Below are 19,779 nucleotides of genomic sequence, written 5' to 3'. Positions count from 1 at the left end.
ATCGACATGTTGACGCTGTATTACATTACGTTTGGTGACTGATTTCTTTTCCAGTGGCAGATATATTGGCACAGTTTCCCGCTCAGACTAAGCTCTACAACAGCTAACAGAAGGAAAACACTGACTATGATCCTTGAAACATCGCGGTTGCTGTTGCGGCCTGTTGAGGCTGAAGATATCTTTTCTCTTTTTGCAATTTACGGCGATCCGCAAACTAACCTGTTTAATCCGCGCGGTCCGCTCAAAGATATGGCGGCGGCGCAGGAAAAACTGAACGGTTGGTTACAGGCATGGCCGGATCACGGCTTCGGCCATTGGGCGATAACACGTAGTCACAAGCCTGAGGAAATTATCGGTTTTGGTGGATTGGGCGTTCGCGAAGGCTACGAAAATCACCGGGTGTTTCTTGGCTATCGTTTTGCGACCGGCGCCTGGGGAAAAGGGCTGGCAACGGAATTTGCCAGCGCATCGCTGAATGCCGGTTTTGAGAAACTGGGCATTGATCGGATCTCCGCCACCGTGCGCGAAAACCATCTGGCTTCGCAGCGCGTGCTGGAGAAAATCGGCATGCAAAAAGTCGGTTTTGAAGGTGATCCGGTACATGGCGTAGGCAGTTACCTTTACCGGCAGACAGATCACCGCACAACCCGCTGATCGTCAAAATCCGCAGGCGGCCAGCGCGTCAACGTCGCCTGCGGTTATCAACGCCAGATTTTTGGAAATTTTATCTGCTGGCCAGTTCCACCAGGCAATCTGCTCCAGGCAGGCGATGGTCTCAGGGTCGAATCGGTGCCGGATGACTTTAGCCGGATTGCCTCCCACAATGGCATACGCCGGAACATCGCCGGTGACCACCGATTTCGACGAAACAATGGCGCCGTTCCCGACCTGAACGCCCGGCATAAACAAGGCTTCATAGCCAATCCAGACATCATTTCCGATCACCGTATCGCCTTTATAAGGCAGGTCTTCTGCGGCGGGCATCACCTTTTCCCAACCGTTGCCAAAAATCTGAAACGGATAAGTCGAAATGCCAGACAGCATGTGATTGGCCCCGTTCATGATGAATTTCACTCCGCGGGCCAGCGCACAGAACTTTCCAATCACCAGCTTATCGCCAATAAACGGAAAGTGATAAAGCACATTGCGCTCGAAATCTTCTGAATCGACCGGGTCGTCATAGTAGGTGTAGTCGCCAATAATAATATTGGGATTGCTGACGGTGTTCTTGATGAAGCAGACCTGAGGAAACCCCTCCATCGGATGCTTGTTATCGGGTGACGGGCCAGACATGTTATCTCCTTATATCAATGACCAGAGGGTGCATGGCGCTGACCCCACTAAGAGTCATGGTGCGCACACCCTATTTTAGAGGATAATCGCGGGTATACGATTCACTTTTCAGGAAACCAGCGAATGACACAGCAACTCGCACCAGAAGACTATTACACCGAAAAATACGGTCTGACCCGTACCCATTCCGAAATTCTCAACGCGGTAAAATATGTTAAGCCGGGTAAAGCGCTGGATTTAGGTTGTGGCAGCGGACGTAACTCACTGTATCTCAACCTGAAAGGCTTTGATGTCACCGGCTGGGACAACAATGCGATGAGCGTCGCAAAAGTGCATGAGATTATTGCCGCAGAATCCCTGCAAAATATCGACATCAGCGAGCAGGATCTGAACACGCACCGTTTTACCGGCGAATACGATTTTATCTTTTCAACGGTGGTGATGATGTTCCTGCAACGTGACAGCATCCCGCACATTATTAAAGACATGCACGCTGCAACGAAAACCGGAGGCTATAACCTGATTGTCGCCGCGATGGACAGTCCCGATTATCCGTGTCAGTTGCCCTTCCCGTTCACCTTCCAGCCGGAAGAATTACGTGATTATTACCGTGGCTGGGAAATCGTGAAGTACAACGAAGACGTCGGCGAATTGCATAAACGTGACGAAAATGGTGACCGTTATAAACTCCGTTTTGCGACACTGCTGGCGAAAAAGATCTGATAGCCCTTGTGAGGCTGGTGCGGCATTCGCCAGCCTTTCTGTTTTCATCCAATATCCACCCCTGTATTCCTTCAGAACTGACTGACCGTACAATGTCATCATTCTTGCCAGAATGTGGGCGGAGTGTGATAATACGGCGCGTCATTTCAGACAAAAGTCGAGTAAAAACAAATCATTAAGGTTTTAGTGGCGGTGCTCATACTTCATTATGAAGTCTTGCGGGCATCGTTTTCGTTTTTATACATCAACGCCGGCAGCGGCTGCATTCAGAGAGTTGTATGAACTGGGACATCATGAAGTGGTTGATCGGTATTTATCTGGGCTGTTTTTTAGGCCTGCTTAAAATGGCTTACTCCGATCCTAAGTTTTATCTCGAATACATTGACAGAAAATTCAGCTACGTCTGTTATACGTGCTTAATTGGTTTCAGCGCTTTCTGGTGTGGCCTGTATTTCGCCAGGGGATATGTCATTGACAATATTGATTTAATTTCAGAGCAGCTGACATTAATTGATAAAGAATATAATTATCTCACTTCATATTTGCTCACTATTATAACTGGGGCGGGAATATCCTTTGCAGCCAGCATTTTATTTATTGATATCGCCCGGAAAAAGATTGCCTCGACCACTGCGGAATAAAGAGTTCTGATTTTCGATCAGCAGGGAATGGAAAATTCCCTGCTGTTATCATTGTTGTATTCAGTGTTTTATCATCACGTGCCGGATAGCCGTGTAATCTTCCAGCCCGTACATCGACATATCTTTGCCATAGCCGGATTGTTTTTGTCCGCCGTGCGGCATCTCGCTGACCAGCATGAAGTGCGTGTTCACCCAGGTACAGCCGTATTGCAGGCGGGCGCTGAGGCGATGGGCGCGACCGATGTTCTGCGTCCAGACGGATGAGGCCAGCCCGTAGTTTGACTCGTTGGCCCAATCGAGAACCTGTTCTTCAGTGTCGAATTCGGTGATGCTGACCACCGGGCCGAATACTTCACGCTGTACGATTTCATCTTCCTGACGCGCACCGGCCAGCACGGTAGGCTGAAAATAGTAGCCTTCGCCGCGCACGCGTTCACCGCCGGTGACAACCTGAATATGCGCCTGCTGTTTGGCGCGTTGCACGAAACCTTCCACACGTTCTAAATGCGCCGCAGAGACTAACGGTCCCATCTCTGCGTTTTCGTCCGTTCCGAGTTTAATCGTTGAAACCGCCTCGCCCAGCGCTTTCACCAGTTGCGCGTACACGCCTTTTTGTACGTAGAGTCGGCAGGCTGCGGTGCAGTCTTGTCCGGCATTGTAGAAACCGAACGTGCGCACGCCTTCCACCACCTGACCGATATCCGCGTCATCGAATACAATCACCGGCGCTTTGCCGCCAAGTTCCATATGCGTGCGTTTGATGCCGCTGGTGGCCTGCGCGACAATTTTCTCGCCAGTGGCGACTGAGCCGGTCAGGGAGATCATCCGCACTTTATCGTGATGCGTCAGCGCATTACCGACTGTCTGTCCGTCGCCGAACAACACATTCAGCACACCTGCCGGGAATAAATCCTGCGCCAGTTCGCCCAGTTTCAGCGCCGTCAGCGGTGTGATCTCGGAAGGCTTAATCACCACGCAGTTGCCCGCCGCCAGCGCCGGAGCAATTTTCCAGGCGGCCATCATCAGCGGGTAATTCCACGGCGCGATAGAGGCAATCACCCCCAGCGGATCACGGCGGATCATCGAAGTATGTCCGGTCAGATACTCGCCGCTGGCCAGCCCGTTCAGACAGCGGCTGGCACCGGCAAAGTAGCGAAATACATCGGCTACCGCCGGGATTTCATCCCCCAGCGCCAGATGAAGAGGTTTGCCGCAGTTCAGCGATTCGAGTTGCGCGAGCGCTTCGGCGTTAGCTTCGATGCGGTCAGCCAGCGCCAGCAAAAGTTCGGAACGGGTTTTCGGCGTGGTCTGTCCCCAGTCGGTAAAAGCGCGATGCGCCTGATCGACGGCCTGTTTGGTCTGCTGCTCGCTGGCCTGCGCCAGACGCACAATTTCCTGCCCGTTATGCGGGTTGTAAACCGGCAACGACGTCCCTTCTCCGGCAACCAGCTCACCATTAATCAGCATATTCGTTTGCATTATTTTTCCTTATTATTTGCCGTCACCGGCCACATCAGACCCGTTTCTTGTCAGATACCACGCGCCCAGGATCGGGATCATGGTCAGTACCATCAGGCACAGCGCTACCACGTTAGTGACCGGTACTTCGCGCGGACGTCCCAGCTGATTGAGCAGCCAGATAGGCAGCGTGCGCTCGTGTCCGGCGGTGAACGTAGTGACGATGATTTCGTCGAAAGACAGCGCAAACGCCAGCATTCCGCCCGCCAGTAGCGCAGTGCTGAGGTTGGGTAAAATGATGTAGCGGAAGGTCTGCCAGCCGTCCGCGCCTAAATCCATCGAGGCTTCAATCAGGCTGTGGGTGATGCGCCGGAACCGCGCGATCACGTTGTTATAAACAATCACCATGCAGAACGTGGCGTGACCGATAACGATGGTCAGCATGCCCGGCTCGATTTGCGCCGCATGAAATGCGTTAAGCAGCGCCAGACCGGTGATGATCCCCGGTAAGGCAATCGGCAGCATGAACAGTAAAGTGATGCTGTTTTTGCCGTAGAAATTGCGCCGGTACAATGCCGCTGCCGCCAGCGTGCCGAGCACCATCGCAATCACCGTGGCGTAACAGGCGATTTGCACCGAAAGCCAGATGGCGTCGAGGATGTCATGCCGTCCGGCCGCCACCGCAAACCAGTGCAGCGTGAAGCCTTTCGGCGGAAAACTGAACGCCGCGTCTTCAGTGTTAAAGGCGTATACCGCGATGATGAGCAGCGGGAAATGCAGGAATACCAGCCCGCCCCACGCGGAAAGTTTGAGTAACCAGGGTGCGCGTTTAGAGTGCATCGAAAGCTCCCAGTCGTTTAACCATCGACAGATAAACAGCAATCAGCACAATCGGCACCAGCGTGAACGCCGCCGCCATCGGCATGTTGCCAATCGACCCCTGCTGGGAATACACCATATTGCCGATGTAATACCCCGGAGGCCCCACCAATTGCGGGATGATGTAATCGCCAAGCGTCAGGGAGAAGGTGAAAATCGAACCGGCCGCAATGCCCGGCACCGACAGCGGAAAGATGACATAACGCAGCGTCTGCCAGGGTTTTGCGCCTAAGTCTTCAGATGCCTGGATCAGCGACGGTGGCAGACGTTCCAGCGCCGCCTGAATCGGCAATATCATGAACGGCAGCCAGATGTAGACGAACACCCAGAAGCGACCAATCCCCGACGTTGACAGCGTATTGCCGCCGATGCCCGGCAAACTCAGCATCGCCGCGAGCAGCGGTTCCAGCCCGAGATGTTCCAGGAACCATTGCAGCACGCCGCCTTTGGAAAGCAGCAACGTCCACGCATAGGCTTTGACGATGTAACTCGCCCACATCGGCAACATGATCGCGACATAGAAGAAGGCTTTTTTCTTGCCCGTAATGTAGCGCGCCATGTAATAAGCGATCGGAAACGCCAGCACCGCGCTGAAAAACGACACCAGCAGCGCCATACTCACCGTGCGGATAATGATGTCAGCGTTCACCGGATCGAACAGCGCGCGCAGATTTGCGGTGGTCAGCGTCGACGACACCGTCATGGTGAAATCGTCGAAGGTATACAAACCCTGCCACAGCAGCGCAAACAGTGAGCCTAAATAGATGGCACCGAACCACAACAGTGGCGGAACCAGCAGCAGCGCCAGATAAAATCCGGGGCGATGATGCAGAAAGGTGATCAGCGCCCGGCCACGCCGCGCCCGCTTCTCATAAGGAGTCATACTGATATCCATCGTTTAACCCTCAAGCAGCGCCACCATAGCGTCACGATCCCAGCATGCCACCACCGGCTGGCCGGTCTGGAAGCGCGTTTGCTGGCTGGCCGCCAGATTATTCGGTTCACTGACAAACAGCCGCTCGCCGCCGTCCAGCGCCAGTTCGTAGCGCGTCGCCGCTCCCTGAAAATGGATATCTTTCAGAATAGCGCTGACCTGCACGACATTGCTGTCGGCTTGGGGTTGTGGTGTCAGGCGGATATGTTCAGGACGAATCGAACGGCTGCCGGAAAGCCCGGTGAGCCTGAGGGAGAGATCTGAATTGAGCACATTGGCTGTACCGACAAACTGCGCGACAAACGCCGTGCGCGGATTGAGGTACAGCTCGCGCGGTGAATCCACCTGCTCGATGCGCCCGTTATTAAACACCGCCACGCGGTCTGACATCGACAACGCTTCACTCTGATCGTGAGTGACGAAAATAAAGGTAATACCCAGTTCGCGTTGCAGTTTTTTCAGCTCCCCCTGCATCTGCTCCCGCAGTTTGAGATCGAGCGCACCGAGTGGTTCATCAAGCAGCAAAACGCTGGGCTGATTGACCAGCGCCCGCGCCAGAGCCACGCGCTGACGCTGACCGCCGGATAAAAATGCCGGCTTGCGTGCCGCAGTAAACCCGAGCGCCACCCGCTCAAGGGCTTCCATCGCGCGGATATTGCGCTCCTTTTTGCCCACGCCTTTCACCATCAGGCCATACGCGACGTTCTCCAGCACGGTCATGTGCGGAAACAGCGCATAATCCTGAAAGACGGTATTCACATCCCGCTCATACGGCGCGAGCTTTGTGGCCTCTTTACCATGAATGCGGATGGAACCGGATGACAGCGTTTCAAACCCGGCAATCAGGCGCAGGCAGGTGGTTTTCCCCGAGCCCGAAGGCCCGAGCATCGAAAAGAACTCGCCGTCCTGAATATCGATAGACACATTATCGACGGCTTTAGTTTCCCCGAATATTCGGGAAACATTGATAAATTGTACGGCGGGCATAGTTCGCTCCCGGTTTCAAAGTTTTCACTGGAATAAGCAAAGGATGCCGCGTATTAACGGCCGCCCATGATGGCGATATAGTCTTGAGTCCATTTACTGTATGGAACGAACTTGCCGCCTTCGGACTGTGGCGTTTTCCAGAATGAAATCGACGTAAATTTATCGAAACCGTTGGTCTGACAGCCTTCTGCACCGAGCAACGGGCTGGCTTTACATCCTGCCGGAACAGCGGGCACGGAACCAAACCAGGCGGCGACGTCGCCCTGCACTTTCGGCTCAAGCGACCAGTTCATCCACTGATAGGCACAGTTCGGATGTTCGGAATCCGCCGCTAACATGGTGGTATCCGCCCAGCCGGTGACGCCTTCTTTCGGGAATACGGTGGCGATTGGTTGTTTTTCGCCTTTCAGCGAGTTGGCCTGATACGGCCATGAGGAGCTGGCGACCACGCCTTCGTTTTTGAAATCGCTCATCTGCACCGACGCATCGTGCCAGTAGCGGTGGATCAGCGGATGCTGGGCGCGCAGTAGTTTCAGCACAGCCTGATACTGGGTGTCGTTGAGCTGATACGGGTCTTCGATTTTGAGATCCGGCTGCGTGCTTTTCAGGTACAGCGCGGCGTCAGCAATGGCAATCGGACCGTCATACGCCTGAACGCGTCCCTGATTCGGTTTACCATCCGGCAGATTTTGCGGCACGAAAATCACCGCCCAGCTGTCCGGCGGCGTCGGGAACGTTTTAGTGTTGTACATCAGCAGGTTCGGCCCCCACTGGTACGGCGTACCGTAAACTTTGCCGCCGACATTGAACCATGCGCCTTTCGTCAGGCGCGGGTCGACGTTCTTCCAGTTCGGGATCAGCGCAGGATTAATAGGCTGCACGCGTTTACCGTAAATCAGACGCAGCGACGCATCACCGGACGCCGTCACCAGGTCATAGCCGCCTTTCGCCATCAGGCTGACCATTTCATCGGACGTCGCTGCGGTTTTTACATTCACCTTGCAACTGGTTTGCTTTTCAAACTGCGTCACCCAGTCGTAATTTTTGTCGCTCTCGCCGCGCTCGATATAACCCGGCCACGCGACAATATTTAACTGGCCTTCGCCTTTGCCAATACTGGTGGGTGCGTCTGCGGCCAGCGCGCTATTTAAGAAACTCAGCAGGCCCAAACAAATTGCAGATAAAGCGTAAACACCGTTGTTCTTATTCATCGCTTACTCCTGTCCTGTCGTCGTAAATGTTGTTTTTAGAATTGAGGTTTGAACTTCGCCATGATGTGTCTGACTACGCTGTAGTCCTGTAAGGAATAACTGGAAAGATCGTTACCGTAGCCGGAGCGTTTGAGTCCGCCGTGCGGCATTTCACTGACCAGAGAAAAGTGGGTGTTAATCCACGTGGTGCCATATTGCAGATGCGAGGAAATCTGCATGGCGAGGTCGATATTTTGTGTCCAGACTGACGATGCCAGCCCGTATTCGGATTCGTTGGCCCAGCTGACGACCTGTTCGAGCGAGTCAAAACGCGTGACGCTGACCACCGGCCCGAACACTTCGCGCTGCACGATTTCATCAGTTTGCAGGCAGCCCGCCAGCAGCGTCGGCTGATAGTAAAAACCGGAGCCGGAATGCGACGCCGCGCCGGTAATGCGCTCGATATGCGGCTGGCTCAGTGCCCGTTCGACAAAGCTGGACACGCGGTCGCGCTGTCGGCTGCTTATCAGCGGCCCCATAAAGTTTTCGCTGTCGTTCTTTTTGGCAAACGGCAGCTGCGCCACGGCGTCGCCCAGTCTTTCCACCAGACGCTCATAAATTCCGGCCTGCGCATATACGCGACAGGCGGAGGTGCAATCCTGTCCGGCGTTGTAATAACCCCAGGTGCTGACGGCGTGAACCACATCGTCGATATCCGCGTCATTACACACAATCACCGGCGCTTTGCCGCCCAGTTCAAGATGGGTGCGTTTCACAGTTTTCACGGCGGCCTGCAAAATCCGCTGACCGGTGACGATATCGCCGGTCAGGGAAATCAGACGAACGTGAGAATGGCTGACCAGTGCGTTGCCGACACCTTCGCCGCTGCCGGTGATCACGTTAAGAACGCCCGGCGGCAGGATGTCCTGCAGGGCAGGCAGTAAGGCAAGAATGGTCAGCGGAGTATGTTCGGAAGGTTTGAAAACGACGGTGTTTCCGGCAGCCAGCGCCGGGGCGATTTTCCACGCTGACATCATCAGCGGGTAATTCCACGGCGCGATAGAAGCGACCACGCCCAGCGGATCACGGCGCACCATCGAGGTATGACCGGGCAGATATTCACCGGACAACTGACCCTGCTGACACCGGACAGCTCCGGCGAAAAAACGGAACACATCCACGGCTGCAGGCAGGTCGTCATTCAGCGCCTGATACAGCGGTTTACCGCAGTTCAGGGCTTCAAGACGCGCCAGCTGCGGCGCCTGCCTTTCAATAGCATCGGCAATCCGCAACAGGAGAGTGGCACGTTCGGCGGGAGTGGTACGTGACCAGCGGGTAAACGCCTGACTGGCAGCATTCACCGCCATATTCACCTGTGCCAGTGACGTTTCCGCCACTTCTGCAATCACCTCTCCGCTGGCGGGATTAAAAATACTTTGCGTTGCGCCCTCGCCGTGCAGAAGGTCGCCGTTGATTGCGTGTTTATCAGAGAAAATGGCAACAAATTCTGCATCCGACATCGTACTGCCCCTCAGAGAAGTCAGTCACCATCAATTAACAAAAATGTTATTAGCTAGTAACAAAACTGCTAATTCACATTAGGTAATTTCTCTGAGGGCAACAAATAGCAATTACTGAAGGCTGCGTTCGGAAAAAACGAATGCTCCGGTTATGACGGCTTTCTCTTGGCGCTGTTTTCACGGGCAATCGTCAGGAAAGGCGTCACCAGTTCTGGCCGCGCACTACCGCGACGCCATGCCAGTCCGATATCCAGAGGCTCGATAGAATCTTCCAGCTTGCTGGCTTCAATCATATTTCCTTCCAGTGACCAGGCGCGGTACGCCATGTCCGGCTGCACGGATACGCCCAGCCCGGCAGCCACCAGACTGCGCACCGCCTCCGTTGACGCGGTTTTCATCGCAATATTAGGCTTCAGCCCGGCACGCGCCCACAGCCGCTGCGCATGTTTTTCCATCTCATCCACGTTGAGCTGGATCAGCGGTTCATTCGCAATATCCGCCAGAGAAATGCTTTCACGTTCAAGCAAAGGATGCAGCGGCGGCAGCCAAAGGCGGTACGAAGAATGCGTCAGCACCTCGGTTTGCAGCGCATCGCGGTCTTCCAGATTTGAGAGGATCAGCACCCCAATGTCTATTTCGCCGCTAACCAGCAGATGTTCGATGTACTGGCGTTCATCCTCCACCACTTTGACGTCGACATTCGGGTAATAGGCGTTGAATTGCTTGAGTAAATCCACCAGAAAGTATCCGGCCACCAGGCTGGTCACGCCCAGCGTCAGCTGACCGGTGACATTTTCGGTACCCATTTGCAGGCTGCGTTTGGCGTTATCGACGGTGGCGAGAATAAGATAGGACTGGCGTAAAAACTGATGCCCCTGATGGGTCAGCGTCATCCCTTTGGGGTGGCGGTCAAAAAGACGCGCCTCCGTTTCCGTCTCAAGTTGCTGAATCGCCTGAGTCAGCGAGGACTGTGAAACAAAAGAGGCCTGGGCAGCAGCGGATATCGATCCGGTCTCGGCAACGGCAATAAAATGGCGGATCTGGCGCAGCGTCAGCATAACGACTCTCTCATCGCATTAAAAAACCGAATCCTTAGCGTCAGCATTCGGTTTTAGGGAATGATCAAGTAATGGCAGAGGGCGGATTTTTGTCAAACCGGGGACAGGCGTTTTGCGAGGCATACCGGAGAATGGGAAACTTACTTTGCAAGCAGTCTTTAAAAGAACTATATTTAGACCGTAAAACTTGGCGGAGAAATTAAACATGCAAATACAGACTATCAGCTTCGTAAAGAAGCATGCTGCTGTACTTGATTTATCACAACCGATACTGGTCACTCAGAATGGTGAACCGGCTTACGTGATTGAATCCTTTGAAGACAGACAAAAAAGGGATGAAACCATTGCTTTACTCAAGCTGCTTACACTGGCAGAAAATGATAAAGCAGAGGGCCGGACATTCACGAGAGAACAGTTGTTAGCAGATCTTGCCAGATGAACCTCTCATCTGATCTGCTGATTATTGGGATCAATTTATGTCTGCGACGAAAAGTAAAATCACGATTGAGTACCTGCAAACTGTAAAGTTGTCTATTGATGAAATTGCGTCGTTCCAGACCTCACAGGGAAACGATGCGCTAAAAATCATCAACGCAGTGTTGGATGAGTTTGAAGCAAAAGTGAAAGTTTTTCCTTTATCCTGCCCGGTTGCACCCGATCTCGCCGCGCTGGGTATCATCAAATTTCGCGAATGTAATACATTGAATGGTTACCGCATCATTTATACCTATGATGAATCGGCAAACCTTATCTCCGTGTACGTGCTTCTTTCGCAGCGGCAAAATGTTCAGGAACTGTTGTTTAAAAAGTTGATCATGGGCTAACAACAGAAAAGCCACGCAAACTTCGCGTGGCTTTCAGATTCAAAATTTCAGGCTTTCATCAATTTTCAAGCTGATACGTCAGCGTGATTTCTGCTTTCAGTACCTGAGATACCGGGCAACCGGCTTTGGCTTTTTTGATGATTTCGTCGAATGTGTCTTTATCGATCCCCGGCAGTTTTACTTTGCTGTCGAGCGCGATTTTGGTGATCGCAAAGCCGCCATCCACTTTATCCAGTGAAACGTCTGCGACGGTATCGATACTTTCAGGAGTGTGACCCGCTTCACCGAGCATCAGCGAAAGAGCCATCGAGAAGCAGGCAGAATGCGCTGCTGCTATTAATTCTTCCGGGTTCGTTCCGGGTTTTCCTTCAAAACGGGTGTTGAAACCATAAGGCTGTTCCTTCAGCGCGCCGCTTTCAGAAGAGATGTGACCTTTACCGTGTTTGATGTCACCTTCCCAATGCGCCTGCCCTTTCTTATGAATGGTCATGTTTTCCTCCGGTTTGTATTACATTAACTTTAAGTATAGCTTCAGATCGGTGTTTCGCGAGGTTGGCCGGGCTATGCGGCCTGCGGACACGTTTTTCCATCATTACAACGTCATTGAAAACAGAGGAAAAAACATGTTTAACCCCCAAGATATCGTTCAGTCCAAGACCGGCGGCCCGAAACTGGTCGTGCAACGTGTTGAAGGCGACACCCTGTGGTGTACGCGTCAGGACGAGTTCGGTGCAAAGGAAATTGAAGTGAAAGCAGATACCGTGAGCCTGTATCAGGAAGAAGGCGATTTCGGCGTTTGCTGAGTCTAACTTCGCAGAAACAAAAAATCCTGAGATTTTAGAATCTCAGGATTCAATAATCATTAATACTTATCTACGTATTACCAGCCTTTTACTGCATCGCCATGATAGATGGCATCTGCCGCTTTGACGGTGGCGTCAGTCTGATAAGCTTCCACCAGTTCCTTCACCGCCTGACTGTCTTTGTTATCTTCACGCGCCACAATGATGTTCACGTAAGGTGAATCTTTGTCTTCCACAAAGAGTCCGTTTTTACCTGGCGTCAGCCCGATCTGGCCTGAATACGTCGTATTGATGATCGCCAGCTCGATTTTGTTATCGTCAATCGCGCGGGTCAGCTGAGGCGCTTCGATTTCAACAATCTTCAGATGCTTTGGATTTTCGATAATATCCAGCGACGTCGGCAACAGACCCACGCCCTCTTTCAGTTTGATCAGCCCGACTTTTTGCAGCAGCAACAGCGAGCGGCCAAGATTTGTCGGATCGTTAGGCACCGCCACCTGTGCGCCGTCACTCAGCTGATCGATGGATTTAATTTTGCGGGAATATCCAGCGATCGGATAAACGAAGGTTTTCCCCACTTCCGCCAGCTTGTAACCGCGTTCTTTGATTTGTTTATCCAGATAAGGACGGTGCTGGAAGGCGTTAACGTCGATATCACCGCTGCTCAGCGCGGAATTCGGCAATACAAAATCGTTGAACGTCACCACGTCGACATCCAGATTGTATTTGTCTTTGGCGGTTTTTTTGATGGTTTCCCACATCTGCTGATCGATACCTGCACTGATCCCGACCTTGATGTGATTCTCATTGGATTTCTGATCACAAGCGCTCAGCGCCAGTGCGCCCGCCAGAGATAATGCCAGAACGGATAGTTTTAATAAGGTGCGCATAAAGGTTTACTCTTTCCGTGAATAAATATTCAAGTTGAAACAAACTGTTAAGCCGACAGTGTTTCAAATCGATTCCCGATCGGCAAATACGAAAATGAAATAACCTAATGCAAAAAACCAGAAAAAATTAAAGCCCGCACTATGCAGGCTTTGGAAAAGAAGAATTTTCAAATGTGGAAAGATTTCCTGATCGTTATCCGATCACTGCGTCGAACCATGCAAGGTAACGGGCTGCGGGCGTGACAGGAAAATCGTAATGCCCGCCAGCAATGTCAGCACGCCGCCGAGCAGGAAAGCACTGCTGACGCCGGAATTGTCAGCCAGGATCCCGCCAAACAACGCGCCCAGCGCCAGCGAGGTCTGAAAGACACACACCAGCAACGCCGAACCGGTTTCGAAAAGCGCAGGCGATGCCTGATACGTCCAGATATTCAGACACACCGGCAGTGCGCCAAACGCTAATCCCCACAAGATCACCAGCGCACAGGCCAGCGCTAACGGCACCTGAAACAGTGACAACACCAGCACCGATACGCTGAGCAGCAGCATATTGAGCATGAACGCTCTCTTCACGCCGAATTCACGCACGCTGATTTCAGTCGTCAGCGTTCCCACCAGACCCGCGACGCCATAACCCATCAGCAGCAACGAGATGTCACTGGCAGAAAGATGCAGATTGAAGCGCAGCCACGGCTCAAGATAGGTATAAGCCGCGAAATGACCGCCCGCCATGAAGATGCCGATGATCAGCGCGTAACGTATCCCCGCCACTTTGGTGACGCCCAGCATGGCACGCAGGCCTATAGATTGCTGCGCGGGCAACGAAGGCAGCGCCAGCCATTGCAACACGAAGAATACCAGCGCCAGCACCGCGTTCAGGGTAAACGCCATGCGCCAGCCAAACAGGTCGCCAATAAACGCGCCCGCCGGAACCCCCGCGACGGTGCCGACCGCCACGCCTGCGGTGATCAGGGAAATCGCCCGTGCGCCCTGCTCTTCCGACACCAGCCGTCGCCCGGACGGAATGGCAAACGACCAGAAGCCGCCCACGCCGATGCCCAGAATGATGCGTCCGATCAGCAGAATGTTGAAAGTCTGCGCCATCACGGCGATTCCGTTGGCCACAATCACCGTCGCGGAGAGCAACAGCAGCAGGTTGCGTCGGTCCATTTTGCGGGCGAACAACATGATCAGCGGCGCAGAAATCGCCGCCACCAAACCGGGCAACATCACCGCCAGCCCGGCATGACCTTCAGTGACACCCAGAGATTGCGCGATTGGCGAAAGCAATCCGATCGGCAGAAATTCAGTATTAACCAGCGCGAACGTGCCGCAGGCGAGTGAGAAAACCGCCAGCCAGCGGCGGAAAGCAGAGGTTTCTGGCCGGGTGTCCAGCGATGAGCACTCAGTCATTATTTATTATCCTTATACTTAGCAAGGTGAATTATTTCAAAACGGTAGAATCATCGTAATAAACGTGATCACTATCACAGGGTCAAGGCATTTTCATAATGACTGTTAGGGTAATTCTTATCCGTTACGCAGCTAAGCCAGTTCCCGCCTGCCATGCGGGCTACAGAGGCGCGCAGAGTCTCAAACGAAAAAGGCACATACAGATAACTCGATCAGAAAATGTCTCCACATATAAGTATGTTGTAACTAATGTAAGCGCCACCATAAAACCGGCGGATATGGCCGGTAATCATCATTTGGCAGGGCGATAAATCACACGCGGCGTAGACCGGTTAGTGCGTCACTGATTTTGAGTAGAGCTGAATAATCATGATGCCGATGGCGATACAGGCCATACCAATCAGCGCGGGGATATCCAGTCGTTGTTTGTAGATGAAAAATGACAGGGTCGATACCAGGAAAATCCCCATACCCGCCCAGATGGCATAGGCGATGCCGATATTCATGACTTTTACGACCTGAGAAAGCCCATAAAATGAAATCGCATAACCCACGACCACAATGATACTGGGGAATAATCGGGTAAAACCGTCAGACGCTTTCATCATTGAGGTAGCCAGTGTTTCTGCGCATATCGAAACGGCAAGAATAAGATAGATTTTGTACATAACACCTTCTGATTTGAAAAAGAAAAGACGCCAGCTTTAAAGTTTATACTCTCCTGCGTTCCCGGCCTGCCTTCTTCGAGGTTTTCGCTGACAGAGGTAAAACCCTCTCTGTTGGATCCATTTGTTCTACGCTTTAGCTACAACTCAGTGCTTTGAATCTAATCGCGAGGTCGCTTTGTCCCCTGCTAAATTCTATTTACAGCTGCTGTTATGGTGCGCGCTCTACTTTTCTCTCGGGTATATCTCTTTGTTTCTTGATGATCCCCTGAGCCAGGTTTCATTTGTCTGGTTTCCCGCTGGCCTTGCGGTGGCGGCATTTTTGTTAACACCACGCAGGTTCTGGCCTCCTCTGTTTTTAGGTTTGTTTATCGTACGGACGCTGCTGGACGTCACGATGCGGCACTCGCTGGAAACCTCGCTGGTGCATTCGATGATTTCACTGGGCAACGATTTTGCGATTGCGTGGCTCGTGCGGCGCTTCAGACGTCCGGATGACATGCAGGTCAACGTGCTGATCTGGCTGGCTGCCACGGTGGTAATAAGCGCAGTCGCCGCGGCTGCAGGCGCGGGATGGGTGTTGTATCGTCACAATATCAATTTTGTTCAGACGCTGTGGATCTGGTGGTCGGCGAATGTGGTCGGCACCATTTTGCTGACCACCATTATCATGGGATTGTTCTGGAAACCGGAACCCTTAGTTTTACGTAAATGCCTGACCGGTGGCGGATTATGGATAGGGTTATGTCTTTGCGCCGCGTGGGTTTTCAGTCAACCTTTTGATGATGCGCGTAGCGAAGCGTTGCATTTTATCCTGGCCTGCATCCCGGTCATGATCATGATCGCCATCCCGATTGCCAGCGGTAACCGTCTTGGTGCACTGGCCTTTCTCAGTTTCAGCACGATTGTTATTTATTGCTCCTGGCACCGTCTTGGCCCGCTGTTTATTCCGGGCTTACGGTCAGGAGAACCGCTGCTGCTGGCGCAATGCTATCTCTCCGGCACCGCTTTGCTGCTAAATTTTGTGTATGTGCTTAAGCGGAATGTGCCGGGTATGGCGTCCTCTTATTATCTGATCCCTCAAAGCGGGCGTCTGACCTGGGACCAGACGTCGGTTACGCCTCTTACGCAACATCTTCTGAAGATTCATCATGCGGATGAGCTGCTGGCGCTGCTTTCGCCGGACGACGCAAAACGAATGCGCGCGCGCTGGGAAACCATCAGCCACGGCGGCATGGTCACAGACACTTTCTCTTTCCTGATCCAGCTCTCGCCGAAAATAAAAATACAGCTTCAGGAAACGAAACTGACAGGCCTGCCGCAACCGGAAGGTGTGGTCATTATTGGCTCCTGGTCAGAAGAATTGCCCAACCGGGGCTTCACCCGAACAGTCAGGGAGGCGTAAGCGATGCTGCAACTTGCACTGTTACTGATGGGTGCCAATTTTGTGCGTAAATCTGCGCCGGTTCTGGCCATTATGGGCGTGTTATGGAGCGGGCTGGGCGTGATTGTCTTTATGGATGGTCTGGAAGGAATGCGCTACTTCCCTTTTCATGTTTTCGGTCTGATCCTGCTGGCAGAAAGCCTGGTGACGCTTTTTCTGGCCGGGAGTGCGTCCGGCGCGAAAAAGTCAGTCTTCTATTTTAAGGGCGGCATATTTTGCTTTATTGCGGTGTTGATCCTGTCAGGTCGCGAGAGCAGTAATCTGCTGCTGGCCATTTTATTTGGTTTCGCGTTTTTCATTACCGGTCTTTTTGTCATGGCGTCAGCCTGGGTGGTGCGGTATGACCGCTGGCGTCAGGTCTTTTTCAGCGGTGTTGCTCAGCTGATTTTTGCCCTGTTTCTGTTTTTGCCCTATCCCACCCATCACCACGGCACCATTTCACAGTTTGTCGGCATGATCATGATCCTCGGTGGGATCCAATGTATTCCACTGGCATACCGCGCTTTTAAAATGCGCGACGGCGTTACGCTTTCCGCCATGATGGCACCTCCCGGTCTGATCCCCGTTATTGCGTTGCCAGCGGCCATTGCCCGCGCCGAAGGTTCCCTCATTGTGCATATCTGGACACCGGAAGGCTCGGCGGCGAACTCGCCGGTACCGCGCCCGGTGTTCAACCGTTATATCGCAGCAGTAGATGTGCATGGCGTAATTTCAACCGGCCATGCCGCGCTGGAGATGCCCCCGGAACTCTATATCAGCCTTTATCCGGCAGCAGACATCGACCGCTCCCCCGCTGAGTTTTTCAATACCCTGAAAGCCATTCAGGAAAACAACGTGCCGGGGCTTTATCAGAAGAGCTACATCAGCGAGGCGGCGGGCTGGTGTGAATCAGACCGTAAAATTGTGTTCAGTGATTTTAATGCGCAGGCGTTACAGCAATTCTGGGAAAGCTATCGCCAGCTGGTGATTTATAACCTGACCTGGCGAAATTGCTCCAGCAGCGTGGCCTACGGGCTGGAAGCCGCGCTGGAGGGCGTTATTTCCCGACACGGAGGCTGGTGGCGTTTCCTGAAATTATTTTTTATGCCTGAATTGTGGATTGCTGCCCAGCTGCGAAAACGCGCGACGACGATGGCCTGGACACCGGGGCTGATGCTCGATTATGCGCGGGCATTACACGCGCTGGTGCATCCGGTCCGGCATTCGTGGTTTACACGCTGGCGGCAAAGGGATAAATCGCCACTTTAGTTGCACGATTACAGCTGCACGAAATGCCCGTCACTGACTTCACGGTAATGGCGCGCAGGCGGCTGATAGATCGCCGCGCGCAGCGGGCTGGCGAGTTCTTCGGGTACCACGGTGCGTTTGCGGTGAACATCCGGATCGGGTACCGGCACGGCGGCCAGCAGTTTGCGGGTATAGGTGTGCTGCGGGTTCTGGAAGATGTCTGCGCGGGAACCGATTTCCACGATTTCACCCAGATACATCACCGCCACGCGGTGGCTGATGCGCTCGACGACGGCCATATCGTGCGAGATAAACAGGTACGCCAGCCCGAGTTCCTGCTGGAGATCGAGCATCAGATTGATCACCTGCGCTTTCACTGACACATCCAGCGCTGAAACCGCTTCGTCGGCGATGATCATTTTCGGCTCCAGCGCCAGCGCGCGGGCAATACAGATGCGCTGGCGCTGTCCGCCGGAGAACTGATGCGGGAATCGCGTCGCCATATTGCTTTGTAATCCCACCTGTTCCAGCAGTTGCGCCACGCGGCGCTTCGCGCTTTCGGCATTGTGCAGTCCGAGGCTTATCATCGGTTCGGTAATCGCCTGACCGATGCGCATTCTCGGGTTCAGGCTTTCGTACGGATCCTGAAAAATCATCTGCGCCTGGGTGCGGATCTCCGCCAGCCGCGCACTGTCTGCGCGGCGGATATCCTGCCCGGCAATCAGCACTTCGCCGGAAGTCGCTTCGGTCAGGCGTAAAATCGTACGTCCGGTGGTGGATTTTCCGCAGCCGGATTCGCCTACCAGCGACAGCGTTTCGCCCGGTTGCAGGCTGAACGACAGGTCTTCGACCGCATGCACGCGGGCAGAAACACGTCGCAGCAGGCCGGATTTCACATCAAAACGTGTCACCAGATTTTTAACGTCCAACACCGGCAGCCCTGCGCGCAGCGTATCGACTGATTCCGCCACCGGCTGCGGTTCGCCGGTTTGCATGTCGGTGAGCGGGAAGCGTTTCGGCAGCGCCACGCCGTTCATTGCGCCGAGTCGCGGCACGGCTGAAAGCAGCGCCCGCGTATAAGGGTGTCGGGGAAGATGGAAGATTTCCCGCGTGGTGGCCTGCTCCACCGCTTCGCCACGGTGCATTACCAGGGTGCGATCCGCCACTTCCGCCACCACGCCCATATCGTGCGTAATGAACAGAACCGACATGCCCTCTTCTTCCTGCAACGATTTAATCAGTCCCAGAATTTGCGCCTGAATGGTCACATCCAGCGCCGTTGTGGGTTCGTCAGCAATCAGCAAACGGGGATTACAGGCCAGCGCGATGGCAATCACCACGCGCTGACGCATGCCACCGGAAAAGCTCAGCGGATACTCGTTAAGCCGCGAGGTGGCGGCCGGAATACGCACTTTTTCCAGCAGGCGCACCGCTTCAGCGCGGGCGGTTTTATCGTCCATGCCCCGATGGCGTTTAAGTACTTCGGTAATCTGCACACCGATTTTCAGCACCGGATTCAGGCTGGTCATTGGCTCCTGAAAAATCATACCTATGCGGTTTCCGCGAATGCTTTGCATCTGCGCACGGTTCAGGCTGAGTAATTCCTGGCCGTCAAACTGGATACTGCCTGAATAGCGGGTCTGCTTTTCATCCAGCAAACGCATCACGGACATCGCCGTCACACTTTTGCCGGAACCGGATTCGCCCACCAGCGCCAGCGTTTCTTTAGGGCCAATGGAGAAGGAAAGATCCCGCACTACGTTCAGCCATTCACCGTCCACGGAAAACGCGGTATTCAGCTTATCGACCTGTAAAACCGGGTTATGCATC

Annotated in this window: 21 protein-coding genes; 8 read left to right on the top strand and 13 right to left on the bottom strand. The window is 53.4% G+C overall.

Going from position 1 to position 19,779, the window contains the following annotated elements; genetic code table 11:
- Positions 1-126 precede the first annotated feature (126 nt).
- On the top strand, positions 127-654 hold the full coding sequence (locus tag D5398_RS16675) for a GNAT family N-acetyltransferase (RefSeq protein WP_120508629.1): 528 nt from the start codon (positions 127-129) through the stop codon (positions 652-654).
- A gap of 3 nt (positions 655-657) precedes the next feature.
- Here D5398_RS16675 and D5398_RS16670 read toward each other — a convergent pair whose 3' ends face one another.
- Positions 658-1,293: a Vat family streptogramin A O-acetyltransferase gene (locus tag D5398_RS16670; protein ID WP_120508628.1), complete on the bottom strand. Its 636-nt coding sequence runs from the start codon at positions 1,291-1,293 to the stop codon at positions 658-660.
- Positions 1,294-1,416: 123 nt separating this feature from the next.
- Between D5398_RS16670 and tehB the strand changes: the two genes are divergently transcribed.
- Together tehB and D5398_RS16660 are read left to right on the top strand one after the other, a co-directional pair.
- Positions 1,417-2,016, top strand: coding sequence for a tellurite resistance methyltransferase TehB (gene tehB, locus D5398_RS16665; RefSeq protein ID WP_120508627.1), 600 nt, complete (start codon positions 1,417-1,419; stop codon positions 2,014-2,016).
- Positions 2,017-2,294: 278 nt separating this feature from the next.
- On the top strand, positions 2,295-2,657 hold the full coding sequence (locus D5398_RS16660) for a hypothetical protein (RefSeq protein WP_120508626.1): 363 nt from the start codon (positions 2,295-2,297) through the stop codon (positions 2,655-2,657).
- A gap of 60 nt (positions 2,658-2,717) precedes the next feature.
- Here D5398_RS16660 and D5398_RS16655 read toward each other — a convergent pair whose 3' ends face one another.
- The 7 genes from D5398_RS16655 to D5398_RS16625 form a co-directional block, all read right to left on the bottom strand.
- The gene (locus D5398_RS16655) at positions 2,718-4,136 is read right to left on the bottom strand and encodes a gamma-aminobutyraldehyde dehydrogenase (protein WP_120508625.1); all 1,419 of its coding nucleotides are present in this window, start codon (positions 4,134-4,136) and stop codon (positions 2,718-2,720) included.
- Positions 4,137-4,148: 12 nt separating this feature from the next.
- Positions 4,149-4,955, bottom strand: coding sequence for an ABC transporter permease (locus tag D5398_RS16650; RefSeq protein WP_120508624.1), 807 nt, complete (start codon positions 4,953-4,955; stop codon positions 4,149-4,151).
- Positions 4,945-5,877 (bottom strand): ABC transporter permease, encoded by a 933-nt coding sequence (locus D5398_RS16645; protein WP_208645994.1) that lies wholly within the window; start codon positions 5,875-5,877, stop codon positions 4,945-4,947. The genes D5398_RS16650 and D5398_RS16645 overlap by 11 nt, the downstream gene beginning before the upstream one ends.
- A 15-nt stretch (positions 5,878-5,892) precedes the next feature.
- Positions 5,893-6,915, bottom strand: a complete 1,023-nt coding sequence (locus D5398_RS16640; RefSeq protein ID WP_120508622.1) for an ABC transporter ATP-binding protein — start codon at positions 6,913-6,915, stop codon at positions 5,893-5,895.
- A gap of 53 nt (positions 6,916-6,968) precedes the next feature.
- Positions 6,969-8,126, bottom strand: coding sequence for a putative ABC transporter substrate-binding protein YdcS (gene ydcS / locus D5398_RS16635; protein WP_120508621.1), 1,158 nt, complete (start codon positions 8,124-8,126; stop codon positions 6,969-6,971).
- 35 nt (positions 8,127-8,161) lie between these two features.
- A complete protein-coding gene (locus D5398_RS16630; protein ID WP_120508620.1) occupies positions 8,162-9,625 on the bottom strand; it encodes a gamma-aminobutyraldehyde dehydrogenase in 1,464 nt (487 codons plus the stop codon).
- 149 nt (positions 9,626-9,774) lie between these two features.
- Positions 9,775-10,683: a LysR substrate-binding domain-containing protein gene (locus D5398_RS16625; protein WP_120508619.1), complete on the bottom strand. Its 909-nt coding sequence runs from the start codon at positions 10,681-10,683 to the stop codon at positions 9,775-9,777.
- A 205-nt stretch (positions 10,684-10,888) separates the two neighbouring features.
- On the opposite strand from D5398_RS16625, the gene D5398_RS16620 reads away from it, so the two are divergent.
- Together D5398_RS16620 and D5398_RS16615 are read left to right on the top strand one after the other, a co-directional pair.
- Positions 10,889-11,122 (top strand): type II toxin-antitoxin system Phd/YefM family antitoxin, encoded by a 234-nt coding sequence (locus D5398_RS16620; RefSeq protein WP_120508618.1) that lies wholly within the window; start codon positions 10,889-10,891, stop codon positions 11,120-11,122.
- Between the two features lie 37 nt (positions 11,123-11,159).
- Positions 11,160-11,507, top strand: coding sequence for a type II toxin-antitoxin system RelE/ParE family toxin (locus D5398_RS16615; protein ID WP_120508617.1), 348 nt, complete (start codon positions 11,160-11,162; stop codon positions 11,505-11,507).
- Positions 11,508-11,565: 58 nt separating this feature from the next.
- On the opposite strand, the gene D5398_RS16610 is transcribed toward D5398_RS16615, so the two are convergent.
- Positions 11,566-11,997 carry an OsmC family protein gene (locus tag D5398_RS16610; protein WP_120508616.1) on the bottom strand — a complete coding sequence of 144 codons (432 nt, stop codon included), beginning with the start codon at positions 11,995-11,997 and terminating at the stop codon, positions 11,566-11,568.
- 133 nt (positions 11,998-12,130) lie between these two features.
- Here D5398_RS16610 and D5398_RS16605 point away from each other — a divergent pair, with 133 nt between their 5' ends.
- Positions 12,131-12,310: a YodC family protein gene (locus D5398_RS16605; protein ID WP_120508615.1), complete on the top strand. Its 180-nt coding sequence runs from the start codon at positions 12,131-12,133 to the stop codon at positions 12,308-12,310.
- Positions 12,311-12,387: 77 nt separating this feature from the next.
- On the opposite strand, the gene metQ is transcribed toward D5398_RS16605, so the two are convergent.
- The 3 genes from metQ to D5398_RS16590 all read right to left on the bottom strand — a co-directional run bounded on the left by metQ (position 12,388) and on the right by D5398_RS16590 (position 15,281).
- Positions 12,388-13,200 carry a methionine ABC transporter substrate-binding lipoprotein MetQ gene (metQ, locus tag D5398_RS16600; RefSeq protein ID WP_120508614.1) on the bottom strand — a complete coding sequence of 271 codons (813 nt, stop codon included), beginning with the start codon at positions 13,198-13,200 and terminating at the stop codon, positions 12,388-12,390.
- A 201-nt stretch (positions 13,201-13,401) separates the two neighbouring features.
- A complete protein-coding gene (locus D5398_RS16595) occupies positions 13,402-14,613 on the bottom strand; it encodes an MFS transporter (RefSeq protein ID WP_120508613.1) in 1,212 nt (403 codons plus the stop codon).
- A 332-nt stretch (positions 14,614-14,945) separates the two neighbouring features.
- On the bottom strand, positions 14,946-15,281 hold the full coding sequence (locus D5398_RS16590; protein ID WP_120508612.1) for a DMT family transporter: 336 nt from the start codon (positions 15,279-15,281) through the stop codon (positions 14,946-14,948).
- Positions 15,282-15,456: 175 nt separating this feature from the next.
- Between D5398_RS16590 and D5398_RS16585 the strand changes: the two genes are divergently transcribed.
- On the top strand, positions 15,457-16,683 hold the full coding sequence (locus tag D5398_RS16585) for a diguanylate cyclase family protein (protein WP_162940775.1): 1,227 nt from the start codon (positions 15,457-15,459) through the stop codon (positions 16,681-16,683).
- Between the two features lie 3 nt (positions 16,684-16,686).
- On the top strand, positions 16,687-17,970 hold the full coding sequence (locus tag D5398_RS16580) for an HdeD family acid-resistance protein (protein ID WP_120508610.1): 1,284 nt from the start codon (positions 16,687-16,689) through the stop codon (positions 17,968-17,970).
- 8 nt (positions 17,971-17,978) lie between these two features.
- On the opposite strand, the gene D5398_RS16575 is transcribed toward D5398_RS16580, so the two are convergent.
- On the bottom strand, positions 17,979-19,778 hold the full coding sequence (locus D5398_RS16575; protein WP_120508609.1) for an ABC transporter ATP-binding protein: 1,800 nt from the start codon (positions 19,776-19,778) through the stop codon (positions 17,979-17,981).
- Between the last annotated feature and the right edge of the window lies 1 nt (position 19,779).

The organism is Rahnella bruchi, assembly GCF_003614975.1.
Lineage (GTDB): Bacteria > Pseudomonadota > Gammaproteobacteria > Enterobacterales > Enterobacteriaceae > Rahnella > Rahnella bruchi.
Note: the sequence above shows the minus strand (reverse complement) of the source record. Positions and strands in the feature narration are given on the sequence as shown.